Source organism: Microbacterium sp. C448, assembly GCF_000582705.2.
Lineage (GTDB): Bacteria > Actinomycetota > Actinomycetes > Actinomycetales > Microbacteriaceae > Microbacterium > Microbacterium lacus_A.
This window is the reverse complement of sequence record NZ_HG779660.1, coordinates 1-19,127: the sequence shown is the minus strand read 5'-3', so window position 1 is coordinate 19,127 and position 19,127 is coordinate 1. Positions and strand designations below refer to the sequence as shown.

Sequence of the window (19,127 nt, the reverse complement as noted above, 5' to 3'; positions counted from 1 at the left end):
CGATCCCGTGACCTCACGATTTTCAGTTAGTTGCGGGGGCTTCTTGGGTACTCGTTGATGCTAATCAGCCGCGTGATTCCGCGGTTCGAGTGCTCATTGAGCCTCGTTGATCGTCATTGTTTTGGTGGAGTTCCCAGCACATTCCCGGCACAGATCGTGCGGTGATTCCGTCCCCGCCAACCGAGTACGCCGTCGTCGATGGCCGCGCGCTGCATGCTACCGATTCTTCCATTTCGCAGGCCGCCGCGGCGAGGCCCCATCCGACCGATCGGCTCTCGCCGAGGTCAGTCGCGCGCCAATCTGCGCGCCCCACGAAGGCCACAAGGCAGGGCTGATCGGGGTGAATCTAACGCGACGCCCGCCGCCGAGTCGCCAGGGCTTCGCGGGTGATCAGAGGGATGGCCCGCTTCGAGGCGGCACTCCGAACAGGCCATCAAGTCTCTCCGCACCGCGTCTCGCTGCGTCCGACCTGGCGCGGCTGTACCGCTCGGTCATTTGCAGGGTGGAGTGCCCCATGATGGCTTGCACGTCGTTCGCAGCAGCGCCGCCATCGAACAGCAGCGTAGCGAGTGTGTGGCGAAGGTCGTGAAGACGGTAATCGTCACGGTCTAGGACCGCTCTGATCGCGTCCCACTTGATGGCCCTGCGGACGTTGGACCCGTTGATCCGGCCACCTTTTGGGCCGGTGAACACGAGCGAGGAGCGCGATTTGCCGGTCATTGCGTCATCAAGGTGCGGGACGAGCACTGACGGAATCGGGACGTCTCTCTCCTTGTGGCTCTTCGGCGTGTATTCCTTGATCCGACCATCGAGATCGGCGCTGAAGCTGCGGTGCACGTGGATTGATCGCGCATCGAGATCGACGTCGCCAACCTGGAGGGCGGCGGCTTCGTTGGCGCGCATGCCGGTGTAGATGAGGCCGGCGAGATAGTTGCGATAGGGGCCTGCCGGAATCGCGTTCAGCACCACGCCGACCTCCTCCGGTGTGAGTGCACGCGATCGGAGGTTGAGCTGTGGGTCCGCGACTGGTCGCCGTGCGAGGCGTGCTTGATTCATCGGGATCAGTTTGGCGCGTACTGCGCCGTCGAGGAGACGGCTGAGGACAGCAAGCGCGTCGATCTTGGTCGACGCCCCGCCGGTCCACTCGGTGAGCGCTTGTTCGACATCGCCTGCCGTGATCGTCTCGAGTCTGCGGTGCCCGAGCCATGGTTGGACCCGCAGCCGCCAGCCGCGCTCGTATGCGCGCGTTGTAGCGGGGCGGACACTGTCACGGATCGTCGGCCAGTATCTCTCATACCAGTCGCCGAGTCTCATTGACCCCTCGGGGAACTGCCGTGCCGCACCGTCTGCGCGAAGTGCTTTCGCCTCCTTGAGTGAATCGACGAGTGTGGCGCGCTCCTTCCACTCGCCATTGCGGCCGACACCCCAGATACGCACTTGGTACTTGCCCCCGCGGTCGGCACGGTATCGAATCCCTTCAGGAAGTGTCCGAAGAGTCTTGGGGTCGATTCGGCTTGCAGGCCCGTCACCGGAGGTCACGGGTGCCTCCGGACTCGAGGAAGTCGTCGAGTGTCGCGCGCTTCCAGAGCATGTGTTTGCCCATTTCCGCATCAGGGTGGGGGATTTGGTTTCTGCGGCGTAGCGAGTCGAACGTCGACATCGGCACTCGGCAGTACTCTGCCGCTTCGCGCCGATCGAGGTATGCGGAGCGGGGCGTTCGCACGTCCACGTCGGCGAACGGTGATGCATCCAGCGTCATTGCAGCCTCCTTTGGTCCTCGGTGGAACGCGAGACGGTTTTCCACGACGAGTGGTGCGATCGTCCTGCGAATGCAGGCCCGGTGAAGGCCGCGCAAAGCCCCAGCGCAATCCAGCGGAAGACACGCGAAACACCCACGTCTGGTTGAGGCTTTACATCAGCCACCGGCGGGTCGGCCGACGTTGGACGTCATGCCGATCAGCCAGCCCGCGGCGCGTGCTTTCTGGATCCAGTCTGAGGCGGTGCGCTCCGGGACGTCGAGCTGAAGTGCGATGGTGGTGATGACGTAGCGGCCGCGTTCGGCGAGGTAGTGCGGTTCGAGTGTGGTCTCCACGCCCGCCGTGTCGTCGACGGCTGTTGCGATAGGACCGGGCGCAATGCGCAGTGCGGACCCGACCGGCTGCGTCGCGCGCTGCGCGGACATTGTCTTGCCGTCGAGTGTCTTCACGTCGACCTTCACCCCCTTAGTTCGCCTTACCGCACATGCATTCCGCAGATTGCTTCTGACTGACTATACGACTTAGGAGTGTACTATTGTCAAGGCCCTAACAAGTTCCGCAACAACGAGATGGTCGTGCGAGCGATCGCTGTGGCAAACCAGAAGGACGGCGTCGGCAAGACGACCGTCACGATGCAGTTGGGTGCGGCGCTCTCGCGTCGGACAACTCGGCGATCCCGCAGCCTCGAAGTTGCCCAGGTGTAGAGCCTTGGTCATCGGCGTACGCGCCCCGTGCTCGAGTACTCGCCCCCGCGGCGCCAGCCGCGGCCGGGGGAACCAGCTCAGCTCAAGGCTCTCTGCCAGGCCACGTATGTGGGGCGCGATGCTCCGCATCCCTCGGGCTAGTCGGGATGAATGTGGCTCCGGTCGGTCAGCAGTCGATCCAATCGGGTGGTCTCCGACGCGGTGAGGTTGTACCCGTGCTCGGGCTGCGGGTATGCGAGGCTGCGCACGTCGTCAGCGTATGCGGTCACCGCGGCGATCATCGGGCCGCGCAGTTCGGCGTAGCGCTTTACGAAGCGGGCTGCGTGGCCGTCATAGATGCCAAGAATGTCATGGAAGACGAGCACTTGCCCGTCCGTGTTCGGCCCTGCGCCAATCCCGATGACGGGTATGTCGAGACGTGGCGTGATCGCGTTCGTTACCGCAGTGGGGATCGCTTCGAACACGATTGCGAAGCACCCCGCGTCCTGGAGTTCTCGGGCACTGTCGTGGATGGCGAGGCCTTCCTCGGCGGTGCGCCCCTGCGATCGGTACCCGTCGATCGTGGCGGCGGTCTGGGGGGTGAGTCCGACGTGGCCCATGACGGGGATGCCCGCTCCGATGATGGCGCGGGCGCGGTCGACGGAGGATCCTCCGCGTTCGATCTTGACGGCGTCGCACCCGGTCGATTTGATGAACCGTTGCGCGGTCGCGATGGCCTGCTCGTCGGAACCCTCGTAGGAACCGAAGGGGAGGTCGGCGACCAGGAGTGGGGTCGAGAGGCCACGGCGCACCGCGGCGGTGAGCATGAGCATCTCTTCGACCGTTACCGGCACCGTGCTGTCGTATCCGAGTACGGTCATCGCGGCCGAGTCGCCGACGAGCACGACGTCGGCCCCGGCGGCTTCGGCGATCTGTGCGCTCGGGTAGTCGTAGGCGGTGACCATCACGATCGGCTCACCGGCGGTCTTCTGCGCCGCGAGGCTGGCGATAGTCCGCCGTGCGCGGGCGTTCGACGAACTCACGGGGACCGACTGAGCGCTCATGAGCGCACGGCCGGCGTTCGCAGGACGGCGACCGCGTCGTCGACGTCGATGATGCCGTTGCGGTGATCGACGTGCACCACGATCGGGTCGTGCGAGTCGACCTCGTCCTCGTCGTAGTCGGCGTAGGTCAGTACGATCACGAGGTCGCCGTGGTGGACGAGGCGCGCTGCCGCGCCGTTGATCTGGATCTCACCGCTCCCGGGCGTGCCGGGGAGCGCGTAGGTCTCGAAGCGGGCGCCGTTGTCGATGTCGAGCACCTGCACCTGCTCGTGGACGCGGATGTCGGCCGCATCGAGGAGAAGGGGGTCGATCGTGATCGAACCGACGTAGTTGAGATCGCTGTCCGTGATGGTCGCACGGTGGATCTTCGATTTCAGCATCGTGCGTCGCATTAGCGGGTCGCCTCCAGGATTCGGTTGTCGATCAGGCGTGCTCGTCCGACCTGCGCAGCGACCGCGAGCAGCGCCGAGTCGCCGACGCTGTCGAGGATGCGGAGATCGTCGGGTGAGCGCAGTTCGAGGTATTCCGGGTCGATGTCCGCGGCAGCCAGGACGGAGCGCGCTGCCTGGAGCACCGTATCCGCTCGCGTTTCTCCTTGAGCGACGAGTCTGGCCGCGGCATCCAACGCCCGATTAAGTGCTGTGGCGCGCTCACGCGCGGCGGGATCGAGATAGACGTTGCGTGAGCTCATCGCGAGGCCGTCGCGCTCGCGCACGATCGGGCAGGCCACGATGCGCACGGGAATGTTGAGGTCCCGGACCACCCGGCGGATCACGAGCACCTGCTGCGCGTCCTTCTGCCCGAAGTAGGCCGAGTCGGGTGCGACGATGTGCAGCAGCTTGGTTACGACGGTGGCGACGCCGTCGAAGTGCTCTGGCCCCCGAGCCGCCCCGCATAGCACCTCGGTGATCCCGGAGACGTGCACGGTCGTCGCATATCCGCCCGGGTAGATCTGGTCTGCTGGGGGAGCGAACAGGATGTCGGCGCCTGCCCCGTCGGCGAGTTCCGCGTCGCGGGCTTCATCGCGCGGGTACGCGCCGAGGTCTTCGTTCGCGGCGAATTGGGTCGGGTTGACGAAGAGCGACACGACGACGAGATCAGTCTCGGCGCGAGCCTGACGCACGAGCGACAGATGGCCTTCGTGGAGGGCTCCCATGGTGGGAACCAGTCCAACGTTGCTCCCGCCGTCGCGAGCGTTGCGGAGCGCGTCGCGCACCTCGGCGATGTCGCGGATGATTCTCATGCGGTGGCCCTGCCCTTCTTAGCGAGCCCCCGCGTGCTTTCGCACAAGACGTCGAACAGCGGGAGCACCTCGGGAGATCGTCCGGCGATCGCGTCGCGCTGCCGGGTTACCGTGCGTTCGTCGCCCCGCGACACCGGACCGGTGAGCGCCGCCTCCGGGCCCCGCACTGCCCAGTTTTCGATCGTGCGGCGCACCAATGGGGCGAGGAGCGCACGCGCCTCCGCCGGGGTGAGCCCTGCGCCCGCGGCGACATTTTCGGCCGCAGCCAGGAGGGTGACGGTGAAGTTCGACGCGATCGACGCGGCGGCGTGATACGCGGCCCGCTGGTCGTCGGCGACCGGGAACGCGTGGGCGCCGAGCAGGTCCGCCAGCTGCTGGGCGACCGCGAGGGCATCGACGGACTTCCCGGCGATGGCGCAGCCGATCCCGCGGAACGCGTCAGGTCCTTCGTCGCCGACGAAGGTTTGCAGCGGGTGCCACCCGAAGTCCACGTCAAGCTCGGCAAGGGGGTTCGCTCCAGACACGGAGCCGATGAGAGCCGCCGAGCCGTGAAGCATGTCGGCCGCGCCAGCGATCTCTCCATCGGTCACGCACAGCAGGACGACGTCCGCCGAAGGGACGGTCTCGCCCCTCATCATCGGCCCGTGCACGACCGCTCCCGCAGCACGGAGTGCGCGCGCGAGCGGACGCCCGAGTCGCCCACCGCCGACGACGGTGACAGTCATGGGGGCGGTGCGTGGGTGTGAGGGAAGGGGGATCATGTGTGGATGGCCGAGCGACACAGCTGACCTGTGCTCAGTATCGATGGTTTATGCACCAAGTGCAAAAGCAGGGTCACAGCTTCCTGAGCAGTACTCTCTCCACCGCGTGGTCTGACCCCTTGCGGAGGATGAGTCGTGCCCGCTGTCTCGTCGGCAGTACATTCGCCTGGAGGTTCGGCAGGTTGATGCCGTTCCAAAACCCCTTCGCGGTCTGAATCGCCGCTTCGTCGGTGAGGTCGGCGTACACGGTGAAGTAAGAGTCCGGGTTGCTGAAGGCGCCCTGTCTGAGGGTCATGAATCGGTCGATGTACCAACGGCCGATGTCGTCGGTGTCGGCATCCACGTAGATCGAGAAGTCGAAGAGTTCGCTGATCGATACGCCGTCGGTGTCCCGGGGAGGTTGCAGCACGTTCAGGCCTTCGACGATGACGACATCCGGCCTGCTCACCGTCACCCGTGCGCCATCCACGATGTCGTAGTGAAGGTGGGAGTAGACCGGGGCCTCGACTTCGGGTGCACCGCTCTTGACCTGTCGGAGGAACTGAACGAGCGCGCGGCGGTCATAGGACTCGGGGAATCCCTTCCGCCTCATGAGCCCCCGGCGCGCGAGCTCGGCATTCGGGTAGAGGAAGCCGTCTGTAGTGACGAGTTCGACGCGTGGCGTGTCGGCCCAGCGACTGAGCAGATCCCGCAGCAGCCTGGCGATGGTGGACTTGCCGACCGCCACTGAACCGGCGACGCCGATCACGAACGGAGTGGCGGTGGGAGGTTCCCCCACGAAGGCGCTCGTCCGGGAGTCCAGAGCTCTGGTGGACCGTGCGTAAAGGCTGAGTAGCTTGCTGAGCGGGAGGTAGACGTCGCGCACCTCGTCGATGTCGAGGTGGTCGCCGAGTCCGCGCAGTTGCGAGATCTCCCGCTCGGTCAGGGGCTGCTCCATCCCCGGTGCCAGATCTGCCCACTGGGATCGTTCGATCTTGCGGTACAGCGTCCGTGCGGGCGCGGCAGGATCGACGGAGCTGATCATGGCACCATGGTCTCGAGCGGACCGGTGCTCGGGTTTCAACTCACTCGCGGTCGAGCAGCTCGACCACGCGGTCGAGGATGGCGTCGGCCACGACGCGCTTGCTGCCGGAGACCTCGGCCACGACCGCCCCGGATGCTGCGAAGATGAGTGCCTCGTTGTCATCCGTGCCGAACCCCTTGTCATGCCCGACGGGGTTGGCCACCAGGAGGTCGGCGGGTTTGCGGGAGAGCTTCTCGCGGGCGAGCGTCACGAGCTCGTCGCGATCCGCCGCCGTTTCGGCCGCGAATCCGACCACGACCCGCCCCGGCACCGGATGCGAGACCAGCTCGCCGAGTACGTCCTTTGTGCGGACGAGCGCCAGCTCGAGCGTCTCCCCGTGCGCGTTCTTCTTGATTTTGCGGTCAGAGACCTGCGCTGGGGTGAAGTCGGCGACGGCTGCGGCCATGACCACGACCGATGCGGTGCCCGCCGCGGTGCCGACCTCGCGGGCCAGATCAGCGGCGGTGTGCACGTCGACTGTGTGGAGACCGGAGTTCTTGAGAGCTGCGGCGGGTTCCGCATCCATGTGCGCGGCAATGACTGTCACCTCGGCCCCACGCGCGGCTGCGGCGAGGGCGATCGCGACGCCTTGTTTGCCGCTCGAGCGATTCGCGAGGTACCGCACCGGATCGATCGGCTCGCGGGTGCCGCCCGCGGTCACGAGGACCCGTCGCCCGGTGAGATCGTCGGATGCCGCGCGCGTCACGACAGTCGATGCGGCAGCGATTGTCGCGGACACGATGGCGTCGGGCTCGCTCATTCGCCCCGGCCCGATGTCGTTGCCGGTGAGTCGTCCCGAGTTCGGTCCGACCAGAATCACCCCGCGAGCTCGTAGAGTGGCGATGTTCGCGGCGGTCGCCGGGTGTGTCCACATCTCGGTGTGCATTGCTGGGGCCACCACCAAGGGTGCGTTGCTGGCCAGCACCGTCGTTCCCAGAAGGTTGTCGGCAATGCCGGCGGCGAGCTTTGCGAGGGTGTTGGCCGTCGCCGGAGCGATCACGATGACGTGCGCTTGTTGCCCCAGACTGACGTGACGCACCGCGGCCACATCGTCGAAGATCGACGTGGAGAGCGGGTTCCGGCTGATCGCCTCCCACGTCGGCGCGCCGACAAACCGCAACGCGGACTCGGTCGCGATCACCCGTACGGAATGCCCGGCCAAGACGAGGTCCCGCACCACCTGCACGGTCTTGTAAGCGGCGATGCCACCTGTCACACCTACGACGATGTTTAATGATTGGCTCATGGTTCCTCTATGGCAAGGGTGGACACGCGTCGTCTCATGCGCATCGGTCTGCGATCAATCGCAGACTACTCGACCGCCGAATGCCACAAGCGCGCAGCCCGACGACTGAGCTACACCGTGGGTAGATGTTCGGGATGGGTCGGCAGATGCTCCACGAAGCGTTCCAGTTCGGAGATCAGATACAACGGCTTGGTGCCAGAGAAATGGGGAGCGACGTTGCCGAGGCGCACGTGATGGCGTAGTCGCGAGGGACTCAGCCCGAGGATCGCGGCGGCCGTCGCGTCGTCGACTGCGACGAGGGTCGTGGGGAGTGTGAGGGAATCAACCACCGGCAGGTCGGCCGACATTGGACGTCATGCCGACCAGCCAGCCCGCGGCGCGTGCTTTCTGGATCCAGTCTGAGGCGGTGCGCTCCGGGACATCGAGCTCAAGCGCGATGAGCTTGACGGGCGGCAGATCTGCGAGTGCGGCGATGCCGTACAGGATCTCAATGACCTGCCAGCGCTCGTCCTTCATCCCACGCTTGACGACCGCCTGGGCCATCCACAGCGGGACGATCCGCCGATCGGTGGTCGTGAGGTCCGCGACCGTCGTCCACTTCGCCTGCGCACTGTCATCGAGCAGCAATGCGACACAGTGCGGGATGGCCGCGCGCAGGATCGCCTGTGGGGCGGTGTGCTTCAACCGGTCTTCGCTGAAGTCGGTGGCGATTGCACGGTTGGTGATGGTGGTGATGACGTAGCGGCCTCGTTCGGCGAGGTAGTGCGCCTCGAGTGTCGTCTCTACGCCGGCCGTGTCATCGACAGTGGTTGCGACAAACCCTGGCGCGATACGCAGTGCGGACCCGACCGGCTCTGTCGCGCGCTGCGCGGACATGCTCTTGCCGTCGAGTGTCTTCACGTCGACCTTCACCCCCTTAGTTTGCCGTACCGCACATGCATTCCGCAGATTGCTCTTGACTGACTATACGACTTAGGAGTGTACTGCTGTCAAGACCGTAACGAGTTCCGCAAATAGGAGGTCGCCGTGCGAGTGATCGCTGTTGCAAACCAGAAGGGCGGCGTCGGCAAGACGACTGTCACGATGCAGTTGGGCGCGGCGCTGTCGCGTCGACATCGAGTGTTGGTGGTGGACGTTGACCGGCAGCAGTCGACGGTGTGGTGGTCGGAGAACATCAGGGATCGGTTGCCGTTTGACTTCGCCGGCAACCAGAACCCGAAGGTGCTCACCCGGATGCGTGAGTTGCACGCGGAGTATGACTTCCTCCTGGTCGACACCCCCGGCAGCCTCGAAGACACTCCGGTGTTGGAGACCGTGCTGGACGCGGCCGACTACGCGATCGTGTCGCTGACGCCGGAAGCCCTCGCGGTTGAGCCCACGATGCGGACCATCGCGCGCCTGATCGAGCCGCGCCAGATGCGCCATGCGGTGCTGCTGAACCGTATCGACCCCCGCATCCCTGCGCAGCTGAAGGCGTGGCGAGACCTGCTCGACACGACGTGGGGGATTCCGCGCCTGGACGCCTACCTACGTCAATACAAGACACAGGCTGACGCGCCCGTGCTCGGGCACCTGGTGACCACGGTCCGCGACAACCGCCACACGGCGGGCGCCATCGCCGACATCACGCGGGTCGGGCTCGAGGTGTCCGAACAAGTCGCCCTCACGGGCATCGGGCGGTGGTGACCATGGGCAAGATCGAACTCGGCCAACGCCTGAGTGACGTGCGCGCCCGGATGCAGACAGAGCTGCCGGTCGAGGAACGCGGACTGGCGAAGTTTGCGCGACTGGTGCGTAAGGACGCGCGCCTGCGGGCCGACCAGGATGCCGCACTCTCCACTCTCACCAAAACGGTGATGCGGCGCCGACGCGTCAAAACGGAACGCATCACAGAGAACACGCTGATCCGCGTCGCGATCGATCTACTCCTGGCTCACGCGGACACATTGCGCGGGTCTACGGAAGACGAGCTCCGCCGCTCCGTGATCACCGCACTTCCGAACTCCCGCACTCCGGCAGTCCCGGACTCCGGCAGTGCCCATGTCCGGGACTCGCAAACCTCCGCGGTGACCGACCACGGAGCATCCCGACAGCCAAGGTCTGCCACATCCGAACGCCCCGCCTTCGATAGCTCCCTGGGTCAGCATGATCATGATTCCCGCGCACACGAGACGTGGATGCCCGTCACCTCCGGTCAGCCCGGCACGGTTGCGCGGTGAGGCCATGTCGGACGACTACTGGAACGACGAAGAACCGATCTCCCCGGACGCCGAGGACCTTCGGTTGCAGATCGCCCAGGCCCGCCGGCGGCTGTATGACCGGGAGAAGGAACGCCGCGACGCCCGCCGCGCGTGGTCCCGTGAGTACTACGCGCAGCACCGCGAGGAGTACCTCGAGTATCAGCGGCAACACCGGGCCGCGATACGGCAGAAGGATCCAGAGGCGTACCGCCAGGCAAAGCGGCAACGCGACCAACGGTGGCGCGACAAGCACAAAGACGAGGTCAACGCGAAGCTGCGCGAGAAATACCGGACGGATCCCGAAAAGCACCGGCAGCGACGCCGTGAGCACTACGCCGCCAATGCCGAGGAACAACGGGCGCGGCGCCGCGAGTACTACGCAAGGAACAAGGAAAGGCAGCTCGCGACCCAGCGGGCATGGCGGGACCGGGAGAAACGGCGCCGCGACGCCGGCCTGCCCCCGCGCCGGCTCCACCGGGTGTCCCGAGACGACCGGATAGCTCACAGGGCGGATGCGGACGCGTTCTTCACCCGCGAATGGACCACGGCGGAGCTATCCGAGGCGCTCCGGTCGGTCGCGACCCCACCCGAGCTTGTGGCGGCGTTCAAACGCGACAGTCTTCGAGCCCGCGCCGCCTATCACCTCGCCGAGCAGAAGGAAGAGCTCGCCCGACTGCACAAGGAACTGGACCGCGCCCGGCCCGGCCCCAAGCCGACCCGCACCCTCCAAGCCGTGGAAGAAGCGCGACTGGACGCAATCGGACGTGAAGTCAACGAACGGCTCCGGCATCGCGAACCCGCCCGGCACCCGCACCACCTGGACCCCGCCGCACCGCACCCCATGCTGCAACCGAATCATCCGATGGGAATGAACCGATGACCCTCACCCCGCACATGAATGAAACAACCCTGGTCGATCAACGCGACACGGAAGTGACCCTGTTCCGCGTCGCGATCTCCGCCTTCCTGTACTACCCCGGCAAGCTCAGCGACGAGCCGGGGTACACGATCGACGAGGACCTCGCCTGGTGCATTGCACCGCTCCGATCCCTCCCCGCACGCCAACTCGCCCACACGACGGACACGATCCGAGCCCTCATCATCGACCCGAGTGCCGACCGCCGTGAGTTCATCGCAACCCTCGCAACGCTCGCCGGGGACTAACAGGGAAGGGGCGATGGGAGCGCCGTGCCGTCGAACGATTCGGCGCGGCCCGCGAGCCCTTCCCGGCGGCCGATCGTAGCTCGCTCCGGCCTGCTCCGTTCCGGCCCTGCGGCATATCCTCCCTCGCTGACGCTCAGTCCGGTAATCCTCGGGCCCGGCACTGCGCGCCCCTCCGCTCGCTCTTAAAGCCACTTGCCGGACAGGCGCTACGAATAGTCAAGAAGCGAGGAACGGCCATGAACACGACAACACCGGGCAACCCCGACTCCATCGTCGCCAGGGATCACCTGGAAGACGTCGTCGACCGCCTTGCCGACGTCGTCGACGGGCTCCTCAAGGGCCACGAAGAAGTCAGCTGCATGCTCGAGTTCGACCAGGCCGAAGCCCTCGCTGAGGTCCTCTACGCCGGCCACCACGCCGACGCCGCCGCTCGGCTCATGCATCGTTGGGTGCTCACCGAACCCGACTGGAACGACGACCCTGAGCAGGCAGCGACCGCCCGAAGCTGGCTCGCGATTTCGGTCGCACCCAGCGAGCTCGATGACCTCGACGGCTAGGGCTGAGATTTAGTTGTGCGCGGGATCGGGGCGAGCGCACGCTGCACCGCGTTCGCACTCACCCCGAGCACGCGCGCGATATGCGTGATCGGCCGGTCGAGATTCCGCAACTCCACCGCCATCGCGATCCGCTCCGGCGTCATCACGGTCGGACGCCCCGGCCGCCGCCCCTCCTCTGCAGCCGTCGCCATCCCCGCGCGCGTCTGCAAGCTCGCCAACCGCCGCCGCAACACCTCCAACGCCAACAGCACTTCGCCCGGATCCACCGACGCACCTACCCCTGCGCACAGCGCCGGCTCGCTCAACGACCGAAACCCCACGCCCCGTCTCCTCAAGCCCGCCACCGTCGCAACGAAGTGCGGAACTGCGGATGACAGGTGCGCCGCGCTCGTCACTACCAGAGTGTCCCCGGGATCGAGGCTGTGAAGACACTCCTCCAAGCCTGGACGGGTGCGAGATTCCGCGGGGCCGTCGTCCGTGAAGATCTGCTCTGCGCCCGCGCGGGTCAGCTCGTCGGTATCCGGGGTGGTGCCGGGCAGTAGCTCACGCATGTAACCGATGGCACGTGTCACCGAGACGGGCCCCCACGCTCGGGACCGCCGGGCACGATCACTGGCGCCGCGGCGTCCGTCTGCTGTGCAGGCTGCATCGAGCGCCGCAGCGCCACTAGGTTCGCCACCGTCTTCTGCTCCATCGCCGTAGCGAACTTCCCGTCTGCGGGAATCCGCAACTCCGGAATCACCTCCCGCAGCGACGTCTCATGTAGGTCCACCAGCAACTCCGTCACCCCTCGCGGTAGATCACGACGCGACCGGGCGAACTGCGTCACATGATGCAGCTCACTCAGCCATTGCGTCGCCGCGAATCGACTCATCGGCGCCGACTGCGCAGCTGCGAGAGCAATGCTTGCGCCTCGGAACGGATCATCCCGATCTGAGCCGCGCGCGTCGAAGACCATATCGCCGTCGCGATCGAGGATCGTCAGGCGATTCACCAACGCTCCATCCTCGACAGCTGCGACAAGTGTTCGTGTCGCGTCGAATCCGCGGTCGTGTGCCTCGCGGCTCGTATATCGCGCCGGACTATCGGCCTGTACTTCCCGCAGGTAGCGTGACACCACGGTCAAGAGGCTCTCCGCGCGACGCGAGGCGACAACCACCAAGCGGGTCTCAAAACCCGCCGCGGCGAAGCGATCGGCTATCGCAGTGGCAACGGCGGAATCATGGAATGTACCCTCAAGCAGCAGCGAACGATGGTTCTCTCGTGCGTAGCGAATACAGTCGCGCACCCAGCCCGCCGACGCCCGGGCAAGGACTCGTGCGCCATCGGCCGAACGCGCAGTAGAGAGCTCGCGGAAGGCTGGATGGAATGCGGGTAGCTCATCGCCGCTAACGGCCGCGAGGGCACCGCCATGCTCAGCGAGGAGGGGCGCAATCGCGCGAGACCGGCCTGCCCCTGGCTGGCCGCTGAGGAGAACGAAAGCCCTGGCCCCGCCTATGGTGTCTTGCGGGAACAACAGCGGGAGTATGTCACGCCGCAGGATTTCGCGGTGCTGGTCCTCGGTGATGTCCCCGTCGGTCATCTGGATGCTCCCGAGAGTTCCCTGACTCGAGCATCGATCTGTGCCGCGAGGGCGTTCACCCGTGCGCGATCGTACCCGTCGATTGTCAGGAGATCGCGGCGGAGCTGTGTGAGTTCCAGTCGCGCGCCGTCTGGCGCTGACACATCGGAAGACGCGGCATAGGTTAGGAGCGCAGTGAGCGTTGACGCCGACTCTCGCAAGAGTTCGTACGCCACGACATCGTTCGCCCGCCACGACGAGATCTCAGTCACCATTGCCTCCGCGCCTATGCTAAGCCCGGCGCGGTAAAGGGTAGGACGGGAGTTTCGGAATGTTCCCGCAGAGTAGAAGTTGCGCGAACCCGCGTGCGTAACCGACTCGGCACCGACTCTTCAGAGGCAGATGACAAGTTGCTCCGTCGCGGCCTTGCTACGTGATCCAGACGAGCCCCCGAGAGTGGAGTGATTGGTAGAGATGGATTCGACCGTGACGGACTCGAAGTAGTCGCGAGCCAGGACGTGGAGATCGCGACCCGCCTGGTTCAGAAGCCCATTCTTGGGGTAGCTGAGAACAATGGGTTTGCTTGAGGCAGCCGAGATTCTGAGTAATTCGCGGATGCTCGTCTCTACTTCGGTCTTCCGTGAAAACCCAGACACAAACGTGTCTGCTCGGACCCGTCCTGATCCGCGCGAAGTCGGAAAATCATACTTGTAGAGGGTTTCGTACAGGTGATAAAACCGACCATATTGATCGCGCGTGTACGGCGGGTCTGCGTAGATGACTGACGCATCGGTGGCTCCGCCGGATCTGAGAAGGGTGAGCGCGTCAACCGTCGTTACTCGCGTCGTCGCTCGCCAACTGGCGAGGCTGTGAGGTTGATTGACGGTGCCGACCTGCCAGAACTTTTCGGTAACGCTCTTGCTCCAGGCTCGCACGACTCGGCCATAGCCGCCGGAAGGGGTTGGTTTAAGAAATTGCGCGGAATGTCCTGGGGAGTTCAAGACGGCCGATATCGACGTTAGCCATTGCGACATGAGGGCGTCGCGCACAGACTGATCCGGGTAGGAATCGATCGCAAAGCGGAGCGCATCGACTTCAATCGCCTGATGCAGACTCAGGTATCCCGCGGAAAAATAGAGCGAAGCCAACTTGTATCTAGCGACGCCAGCGCAGGTTGATGCGTCGACGGCGGCCCGGCGAGCGGTGGCTGAGGTACCCACGTGTTTCGCGCGTCGAACATAGCTTTGCAGCTTGGCGACGTCGCCGTTCAACGCAGCCGTCTCGATCTCGAGTTGAGCAGAGAACTCTTGGGTCAGTCGATCTCGGGACTCTTGCATCGTTGCATCGAAGACTCCGCGATCGAGGGCAGGGGGGGAACTCGTCGGTCCGAAGCGTGCTCGGAGCATTGCACCGACGAACTCGGAAGCATCATTCAGGTAGACGGGGCGCTTTCCAACGAACTCATCTGCCACACTCCCCATCCCAGCAAAGAGATCAAGGATCGGCCCGTCCTCACTGATGCTCTCCACGGCTTCTCGCACGGCGCCGGAAATATGGCGCTTGGTGCCCATATAGCGGATCATCGATGCGATTCCGATTCTGCGACACACTCCCGAGCGGCGCCTTGTCAGCCTTGTGCTCTCAGCACTATACGATGAGCCCGTGCCGGAGAACGACGGCGGGCCGGAAGGCTTGACAGTCCCTGGGGATAGCGAGCCGCTCATCTCGATACTTGTCGTGTCCGACCTTCACGCGAGCAGTAGCGCCCCCGGCGACAAGGCTGGATCGTGGATCACGACAACTACGACGCGGGATGAACGCAATCACCCGATCGTTGGCTTGCGACATGTGCTTGAACGCGAAAAGTTGTTCCCTACGTTGCTTCTCTGCGCTGGTGATATCACCGACAAGGCCGACTCAGCCGCGCTCGTCGACGCGTGGCGAGACGTCAATGACCTTGCCGGGAGTCGTGGGTCGACGCTGATCGCGACAGCAGGAAATCACGACGTGGATTCCCGCGGTGGCACCGAGATAGATCCTCGAGGAGTCTTGTTCGATCTCGCGCCGCTCTTCCCTCACGACGCCGATGCGTCACGAGCGGACTATTGGTCCAGAAATTACTGCATCATTGACGCGGCAGCCCCTGCCGATGACGGGCCGATCCCGTGGCGTGTGGTCGCCGTCAACTCAAGCGCATTCCACGGTCTCAGCTCCAAGCAGGGGGAAGAGCTGGACCACGGACGGGTTTCGAAGCGAACGACCAACAGGCTGGAGAGCGATCTGCAGGGTCGCGCGCCAGCACAGATTCAAATCCTTCTCTTGCACCACCACGTCGAACAGCTGCCTGACGTCGACACTGACGAGCATGGCCAAGTTCGAGAGGCGGAGCACCTTCTGGCCATGTTGGAACGAACGGGGCCATGGCTGGTGGTACACGGACACAAACACCGCCCATATTTTCAGTACGCCCGCGGCGGAGCCGGCAGCGCGGCTGTGTTCTCGGCCGCGAGTATGGCTGCTTTCGCCTGGGGCCAGACATCCTCCATCGCTAGCAATCAGGTCCATCTGATCACGCTGTGGGATCCCTCCGATCAGGGCGTCCCAACGCTGGGTCTGGCTGCACAGTTCCGTTCGTGGTCATGGCGGCCAAGTATCGGGTGGGCAGAAGCGGAGGGCGCGGCAGGCTGGCCCGGGCGAGGTGGATTCGGATGGCGGATCGATCCCGCCGCTCTCGCCAGGATGATCAAAGCAGCCGGACTCGGACCTGGATTGGCGCTTACGGCTGCGGACCTGAAGATGCGGCACCCAGAGCTCCCATTCCTCGCCCCCAGCGACATCGAGAACCTTGCGCGTCAGCTGGATAATCTCGGGATCGCCGTCGCTCGGGACTCAAGTGGCGAGATAGTGGAACTGAGGGCCAAGATCCCTGATGTGAGCGGAGTGATCGCGTGAGCGTGCGAGGGTTTGTTGGCGCAGACCGATCACTCACGTCATTTAATGCGCGAACGTACTCGGCGCAGCAGGTCGCCGCTTCGTTCGTGCCACCCGAGTCATTCTTTACGCTGGTTAATCCGGTGCACTCGGTGCTCTCGGGTCCGCGAGGTTCAGGCAAGACCACGTTGCTGAAGATGCTCCAGCCGGAGGCGCTCGAGCGATGGCACCATACGCAGGCGGAGTCGATGGTTGGCGCGATCGACTACACCGGTGTGTTCGTTGCAACTGATCGGATCTGGAAACAGCAGCTCGAGCCGGACACGGACGAACTTGATCGGCTCATTCGCGACGTGATCGCGGAGTCTGCGTTCGCGACGCAGGTCGCGCGTGAACTCGTCACGACGATGGCTTGGCGCGCCCATAGCATTCCCGAAAATACGCCGCATCATGCGAGGGCCCGACTCACTCCCGCCGACGAGTTGCTTCTTGTCCGGGAACTATCGTCTCTCTTGAGGCTGCGCGTCGAAGTCCCTCGAATCGAGTCGGTTGTGAGCGCTTTGGTGGCACGGTTCAGGGAACATGGCGAGCTCCTACGTAGCCCTCGTGAGATCGACACTCAGCTGCCCGACTGGCTCATAAGAGACACCCTCAGCACAGCGGAAGCGTGTATTCGGCTCTTCAATACCGCCGCGCAGCAGTCCGATCATCAATGGGCGCTGCTGTTCGACGAGATGGAGCTCGCCCCACCAAGGGTGACTGAATCGGTGCTGGACGCCATGCGGGGGAGTCAGTCTGTGCTCCTGTATAAATTGAGTTTGTCGCCCGTTCAACCGGAGTTCGCTCGGTTGAATATGCCGCTAGCAGGAGTTCACGGGCAGGATTTCGAGCTCATCCGTCTGTCGTCCCAGTACTCGGCGGCACCACGGTTCGCGGAAGACATCATCGAAGCCGAACTCAGAAAACGCTACGTCAATGAGTTGGCCCTCACATCTCGTCGGGTCTTCGGTGCGGGGCGATTCGCGTCGGTTGAGGAGGACGAGGACCCGTACGCAATTGGGTCCTGGCTGTGGAAGCGCTATGACAGCCTGGCGAAGTCGGACGACACCTTTGCTGATTGGCTCGCGAAGAAGGGCGTAGACCTGCACGCACTGCAGGATTTGACGCCCAACGAACGCGCAGCAAAGGTGCGGAAGATCCGAAACATCGTCGTATTGCGCGAGCACTACCGACGCCCCCACCAGACGGGTCGCAAGTCGCACGATCTCTACACGGGAGCGGAGGGGTTGGCGACACTAGTTGATGCGAATCCCCGCCTATTGATGGCGCTGCTCGGGCATGTCTTGCCACGGGACCTACCGCGCACGCTTCCGCTCGACCGCGCGGCCCAAAGCGCGGCCATCGACAGTGTCATTGATCGATTCCTCGCGCTGTTGAGGTCTCAACCAGCAGTACAGGGGGACGACGGACGCCTGTTTCAAGTCGTAGACCTCGTCGAAGCGATTGGAAAGGAACTCGGGCGTCGACTCATTAGCGGACCCTTCGACGACAACCCCGTAACTGCGTTTCGAGTCGATCGACGATCACCTCCGCATGTGATCAGTGCCCTCCAAATCGCGCTTAACGTTGGGGCCATTGTTCACCTTCCGGACGACTCAAATCGGCCGATCCCAGATACGCTCGAAGGGGAGCTCTTCCGCTTGTCTTTCGTGCTCGCGCCTCGCTATCGACTGCCGCTGCGGCTTGGCGAACATCGGGGCCTGCGCTCAATCGTTACAAGGGGTGACGCGCGGGCTTGGTACTTCCCTTCGGGCCGCAGCCGCCGGGATCGAGGAGGTCAGGCATTGTTCGACTTCCCGCCGTCCAGAGAGTAGGCCAACATGACTTCGGCACTGCATGCCCAGGTGGCATCGTTTGCGTCAAGCGAAATTGCGCTGATCGACTATGTGGCGGTCGTCTACTCAGTGGGCTACGAAACGCGGTCAACGTTCATTGCGAGCACGGCTAGCCAGGGCTCGCACCTCGTGGGCTTCACTTTCCCTACTCAGCGTGAGGGGCAATTTCAGAAGAACCGCATCTGGGCGCTCGAGCACGGAGCTGTAGTTGAGGTCGAAGCCGAGGATCAGTTTGCACAGCGGCTTCGGAACACGTTGACTGACGTGATCGCGGCATTTCATGGCGCGACGCCGGATGAAAGACCTCGGTTCTTGGTCGACATCTCGTCCATGACGCGTCAACGAATTGCCGACTCGATCCGGATTCTGCATACCGAGTTGGGCGCGGCGGTGGAAGCGCACTGGGTTTATGCCCCTGCAACCTTCGAAGGTTCCCGTGTGGACGATCAGGTTGTCGTTACCAACGGTGCTGTGAGCGGTTACGAGGGATGGGGAGATCCGAGCCTCCCGGTGACCTGTGTGGTCGGGGCGGGTTTCGAGGGTGACCTCGCACTCGGGGTGATCGATGACATCGAACCCGAGGATGTTTGGGCATTCTTGCCCCGCGGGTATTCCCCCAACCATGACGTCGAACTGGACCAGCTGAATAGCTCACTCTTGCACGTGGTCGAGGCGGGCAAGACACTCGAGTATCGAGTTGATCAACCACTCGAAGCACTGCTGCGACTTGACGCACTATTGGGCGGAGAGATCGCAACCCGCCGGGTCGTCATCATTCCGTTGGGCCCCAAGATCTTCGCCTTGGTCGCTTCACTCGTTGCGCTATCAGCCCCTGAGTCGATCACTCTATGGCGGCTCAGTTCTGAATCGAGGCGACAGGCGATCGATCGTATTCCTGATGGCTCAATTGTTGGCTTGTGTGTGACGTCCCAAGGGCCGGAAGGGGCGGACCCCGCCGGCGG

Annotated in this window: 23 protein-coding genes; 9 read left to right on the top strand and 14 right to left on the bottom strand. The window is 64.3% G+C overall.

Translation table 11 applies throughout. The features are described from left to right. Positions 1 to 390: 390 nt before the first annotated feature. The 3 genes from MIC448_RS07005 to MIC448_RS06995 form a co-directional block, all read right to left on the bottom strand. Positions 391 to 1,539, bottom strand: a complete 1,149-nt coding sequence (locus tag MIC448_RS07005) for a site-specific integrase (RefSeq protein WP_158497526.1) — start codon at positions 1,537 to 1,539, stop codon at positions 391 to 393. Continuing rightward, positions 1,526 to 1,759, bottom strand: coding sequence for an AlpA family transcriptional regulator (locus MIC448_RS07000; RefSeq protein ID WP_051513295.1), 234 nt, complete (start codon positions 1,757 to 1,759; stop codon positions 1,526 to 1,528). Before MIC448_RS07000 ends, MIC448_RS07005 begins: the two co-directional genes overlap by 14 nt. Before the next feature lie 156 nt (positions 1,760 to 1,915). Beyond that, entirely contained in the window at positions 1,916 to 2,206 is a 291-nt protein-coding gene (locus tag MIC448_RS06995) for a hypothetical protein (RefSeq protein WP_232711341.1), read from the bottom strand. A 126-nt stretch (positions 2,207 to 2,332) separates the two neighbouring features. Here MIC448_RS06995 and MIC448_RS06990 point away from each other — a divergent pair, with 126 nt between their 5' ends. After that, positions 2,333 to 2,461 carry a ParA family protein gene (locus MIC448_RS06990; RefSeq protein ID WP_198517666.1) on the top strand — a complete coding sequence of 43 codons (129 nt, stop codon included), beginning with the start codon at positions 2,333 to 2,335 and terminating at the stop codon, positions 2,459 to 2,461. Positions 2,462 to 2,598: 137 nt separating this feature from the next. Here MIC448_RS06990 and panB read toward each other — a convergent pair whose 3' ends face one another. The 8 genes from panB to MIC448_RS06950 all read right to left on the bottom strand — a co-directional run bounded on the left by panB (position 2,599) and on the right by MIC448_RS06950 (position 8,729). Continuing rightward, a complete protein-coding gene (panB, locus tag MIC448_RS06985) occupies positions 2,599 to 3,504 on the bottom strand; it encodes a 3-methyl-2-oxobutanoate hydroxymethyltransferase (RefSeq protein ID WP_036297745.1) in 906 nt (301 codons plus the stop codon). After that, positions 3,501 to 3,884 (bottom strand): aspartate 1-decarboxylase, encoded by a 384-nt coding sequence (panD, locus tag MIC448_RS06980; protein ID WP_306342095.1) that lies wholly within the window; start codon positions 3,882 to 3,884, stop codon positions 3,501 to 3,503. Before panD ends, panB begins: the two co-directional genes overlap by 4 nt. Before the next feature lie 11 nt (positions 3,885 to 3,895). Beyond that, positions 3,896 to 4,747 (bottom strand): pantoate--beta-alanine ligase, encoded by an 852-nt coding sequence (gene panC / locus MIC448_RS06975; RefSeq protein ID WP_036297741.1) that lies wholly within the window; start codon positions 4,745 to 4,747, stop codon positions 3,896 to 3,898. Continuing rightward, positions 4,744 to 5,472, bottom strand: coding sequence for a DUF2520 domain-containing protein (locus MIC448_RS06970; protein ID WP_232711340.1), 729 nt, complete (start codon positions 5,470 to 5,472; stop codon positions 4,744 to 4,746). Before MIC448_RS06970 ends, panC begins: the two co-directional genes overlap by 4 nt. A 109-nt stretch (positions 5,473 to 5,581) precedes the next feature. Further along, positions 5,582 to 6,532, bottom strand: a complete 951-nt coding sequence (coaA, locus tag MIC448_RS06965) for a type I pantothenate kinase (RefSeq protein WP_051513293.1) — start codon at positions 6,530 to 6,532, stop codon at positions 5,582 to 5,584. Positions 6,533 to 6,572: 40 nt separating this feature from the next. Next, positions 6,573 to 7,817 (bottom strand): bifunctional phosphopantothenoylcysteine decarboxylase/phosphopantothenate--cysteine ligase CoaBC, encoded by a 1,245-nt coding sequence (gene coaBC / locus MIC448_RS06960; protein ID WP_036297740.1) that lies wholly within the window; start codon positions 7,815 to 7,817, stop codon positions 6,573 to 6,575. A 110-nt stretch (positions 7,818 to 7,927) separates the two neighbouring features. After that, positions 7,928 to 8,164, bottom strand: coding sequence for a hypothetical protein (locus tag MIC448_RS06955; protein ID WP_036297738.1), 237 nt, complete (start codon positions 8,162 to 8,164; stop codon positions 7,928 to 7,930). Then, positions 8,139 to 8,729, bottom strand: coding sequence for a hypothetical protein (locus MIC448_RS06950; RefSeq protein ID WP_232711339.1), 591 nt, complete (start codon positions 8,727 to 8,729; stop codon positions 8,139 to 8,141). Before MIC448_RS06950 ends, MIC448_RS06955 begins: the two co-directional genes overlap by 26 nt. Before the next feature lie 114 nt (positions 8,730 to 8,843). Here MIC448_RS06950 and MIC448_RS06945 point away from each other — a divergent pair, with 114 nt between their 5' ends. The 5 genes from MIC448_RS06945 to MIC448_RS06925 all read left to right on the top strand — a co-directional run bounded on the left by MIC448_RS06945 (position 8,844) and on the right by MIC448_RS06925 (position 11,778). Further along, positions 8,844 to 9,503, top strand: coding sequence for a ParA family protein (locus MIC448_RS06945; RefSeq protein WP_081766232.1), 660 nt, complete (start codon positions 8,844 to 8,846; stop codon positions 9,501 to 9,503). Between the two features lie 2 nt (positions 9,504 to 9,505). Next, positions 9,506 to 10,036, top strand: coding sequence for a hypothetical protein (locus MIC448_RS06940; protein ID WP_181003461.1), 531 nt, complete (start codon positions 9,506 to 9,508; stop codon positions 10,034 to 10,036). Positions 10,037 to 10,040: 4 nt separating this feature from the next. Continuing rightward, on the top strand, positions 10,041 to 10,937 hold the full coding sequence (locus MIC448_RS06935; RefSeq protein ID WP_144238006.1) for a hypothetical protein: 897 nt from the start codon (positions 10,041 to 10,043) through the stop codon (positions 10,935 to 10,937). Beyond that, positions 10,934 to 11,221 (top strand): hypothetical protein, encoded by a 288-nt coding sequence (locus MIC448_RS06930; RefSeq protein WP_036297733.1) that lies wholly within the window; start codon positions 10,934 to 10,936, stop codon positions 11,219 to 11,221. The genes MIC448_RS06935 and MIC448_RS06930 overlap by 4 nt, the downstream gene beginning before the upstream one ends. A gap of 236 nt (positions 11,222 to 11,457) precedes the next feature. Continuing rightward, positions 11,458 to 11,778, top strand: a complete 321-nt coding sequence (locus MIC448_RS06925; protein WP_036297731.1) for a hypothetical protein — start codon at positions 11,458 to 11,460, stop codon at positions 11,776 to 11,778. Here MIC448_RS06925 and MIC448_RS06920 read toward each other — a convergent pair. The 3 genes from MIC448_RS06920 to MIC448_RS06910 all read right to left on the bottom strand — a co-directional run bounded on the left by MIC448_RS06920 (position 11,775) and on the right by MIC448_RS06910 (position 14,922). Continuing rightward, the gene (locus MIC448_RS06920) at positions 11,775 to 12,329 is read right to left on the bottom strand and encodes a recombinase family protein (protein ID WP_100813238.1); all 555 of its coding nucleotides are present in this window, start codon (positions 12,327 to 12,329) and stop codon (positions 11,775 to 11,777) included. The genes MIC448_RS06925 and MIC448_RS06920 overlap by 4 nt on opposite strands. A 17-nt stretch (positions 12,330 to 12,346) precedes the next feature. Next, positions 12,347 to 13,360, bottom strand: a complete 1,014-nt coding sequence (locus MIC448_RS06915) for a zeta toxin family protein (protein WP_036297729.1) — start codon at positions 13,358 to 13,360, stop codon at positions 12,347 to 12,349. A gap of 371 nt (positions 13,361 to 13,731) precedes the next feature. Next, positions 13,732 to 14,922, bottom strand: coding sequence for a DNA adenine methylase (locus MIC448_RS06910; RefSeq protein WP_036297725.1), 1,191 nt, complete (start codon positions 14,920 to 14,922; stop codon positions 13,732 to 13,734). Positions 14,923 to 15,001: 79 nt separating this feature from the next. Between MIC448_RS06910 and MIC448_RS06905 the strand changes: the two genes are divergently transcribed. The 3 genes from MIC448_RS06905 to MIC448_RS06895 form a co-directional block, all read left to right on the top strand. After that, positions 15,002 to 16,291, top strand: coding sequence for a metallophosphoesterase (locus tag MIC448_RS06905; protein ID WP_036297723.1), 1,290 nt, complete (start codon positions 15,002 to 15,004; stop codon positions 16,289 to 16,291). After that, positions 16,288 to 18,144 (top strand): hypothetical protein, encoded by a 1,857-nt coding sequence (locus tag MIC448_RS06900; RefSeq protein ID WP_144238005.1) that lies wholly within the window; start codon positions 16,288 to 16,290, stop codon positions 18,142 to 18,144. Before MIC448_RS06905 ends, MIC448_RS06900 begins: the two co-directional genes overlap by 4 nt. A gap of 6 nt (positions 18,145 to 18,150) precedes the next feature. After that, the coding region (locus MIC448_RS06895) for a hypothetical protein (protein ID WP_036297719.1) at positions 18,151 to 19,127 on the top strand (977 nt) is incomplete at its 3' end.

Bases quoted from the DNA above. Each gene is read 5' to 3' on its own strand.
- coaBC (WP_036297740.1), bottom strand. From the start codon at position 7,817: ATGAGCCAATCATTAAACATCGTCGTAGGTGTGACAGGTGGCATCGCC.
- MIC448_RS06940 (WP_181003461.1), top strand. From the start codon at position 9,506: ATGGGCAAGATCGAACTCGGCCAACGCCTGAGTGACGTGCGCGCCCGG.
- coaA (WP_051513293.1), bottom strand. From the start codon at position 6,532: ATGATCAGCTCCGTCGATCCTGCCGCGCCCGCACGGACGCTGTACCGC.
- MIC448_RS06955 (WP_036297738.1), bottom strand. From the start codon at position 8,164: ATGTCGGCCGACCTGCCGGTGGTTGATTCCCTCACACTCCCCACGACC.
- MIC448_RS06910 (WP_036297725.1), bottom strand. From the start codon at position 14,922: ATGATCCGCTATATGGGCACCAAGCGCCATATTTCCGGCGCCGTGCGA.
- MIC448_RS06970 (WP_232711340.1), bottom strand. From the start codon at position 5,472: ATGACTGTCACCGTCGTCGGCGGTGGGCGACTCGGGCGTCCGCTCGCG.
- MIC448_RS06915 (WP_036297729.1), bottom strand. From the start codon at position 13,360: ATGACCGACGGGGACATCACCGAGGACCAGCACCGCGAAATCCTGCGG.
- MIC448_RS07000 (WP_051513295.1), bottom strand. From the start codon at position 1,759: ATGACGCTGGATGCATCACCGTTCGCCGACGTGGACGTGCGAACGCCC.
- MIC448_RS06930 (WP_036297733.1), top strand. From the start codon at position 10,934: ATGACCCTCACCCCGCACATGAATGAAACAACCCTGGTCGATCAACGC.
- MIC448_RS06925 (WP_036297731.1), top strand. From the start codon at position 11,458: ATGAACACGACAACACCGGGCAACCCCGACTCCATCGTCGCCAGGGAT.
- panB (WP_036297745.1), bottom strand. From the start codon at position 3,504: ATGAGCGCTCAGTCGGTCCCCGTGAGTTCGTCGAACGCCCGCGCACGG.
- panC (WP_036297741.1), bottom strand. From the start codon at position 4,747: ATGAGAATCATCCGCGACATCGCCGAGGTGCGCGACGCGCTCCGCAAC.
- MIC448_RS06920 (WP_100813238.1), bottom strand. From the start codon at position 12,329: ATGCGTGAGCTACTGCCCGGCACCACCCCGGATACCGACGAGCTGACC.
- MIC448_RS06935 (WP_144238006.1), top strand. From the start codon at position 10,041: ATGTCGGACGACTACTGGAACGACGAAGAACCGATCTCCCCGGACGCC.
- panD (WP_306342095.1), bottom strand. From the start codon at position 3,884: ATGCTGAAATCGAAGATCCACCGTGCGACCATCACGGACAGCGATCTC.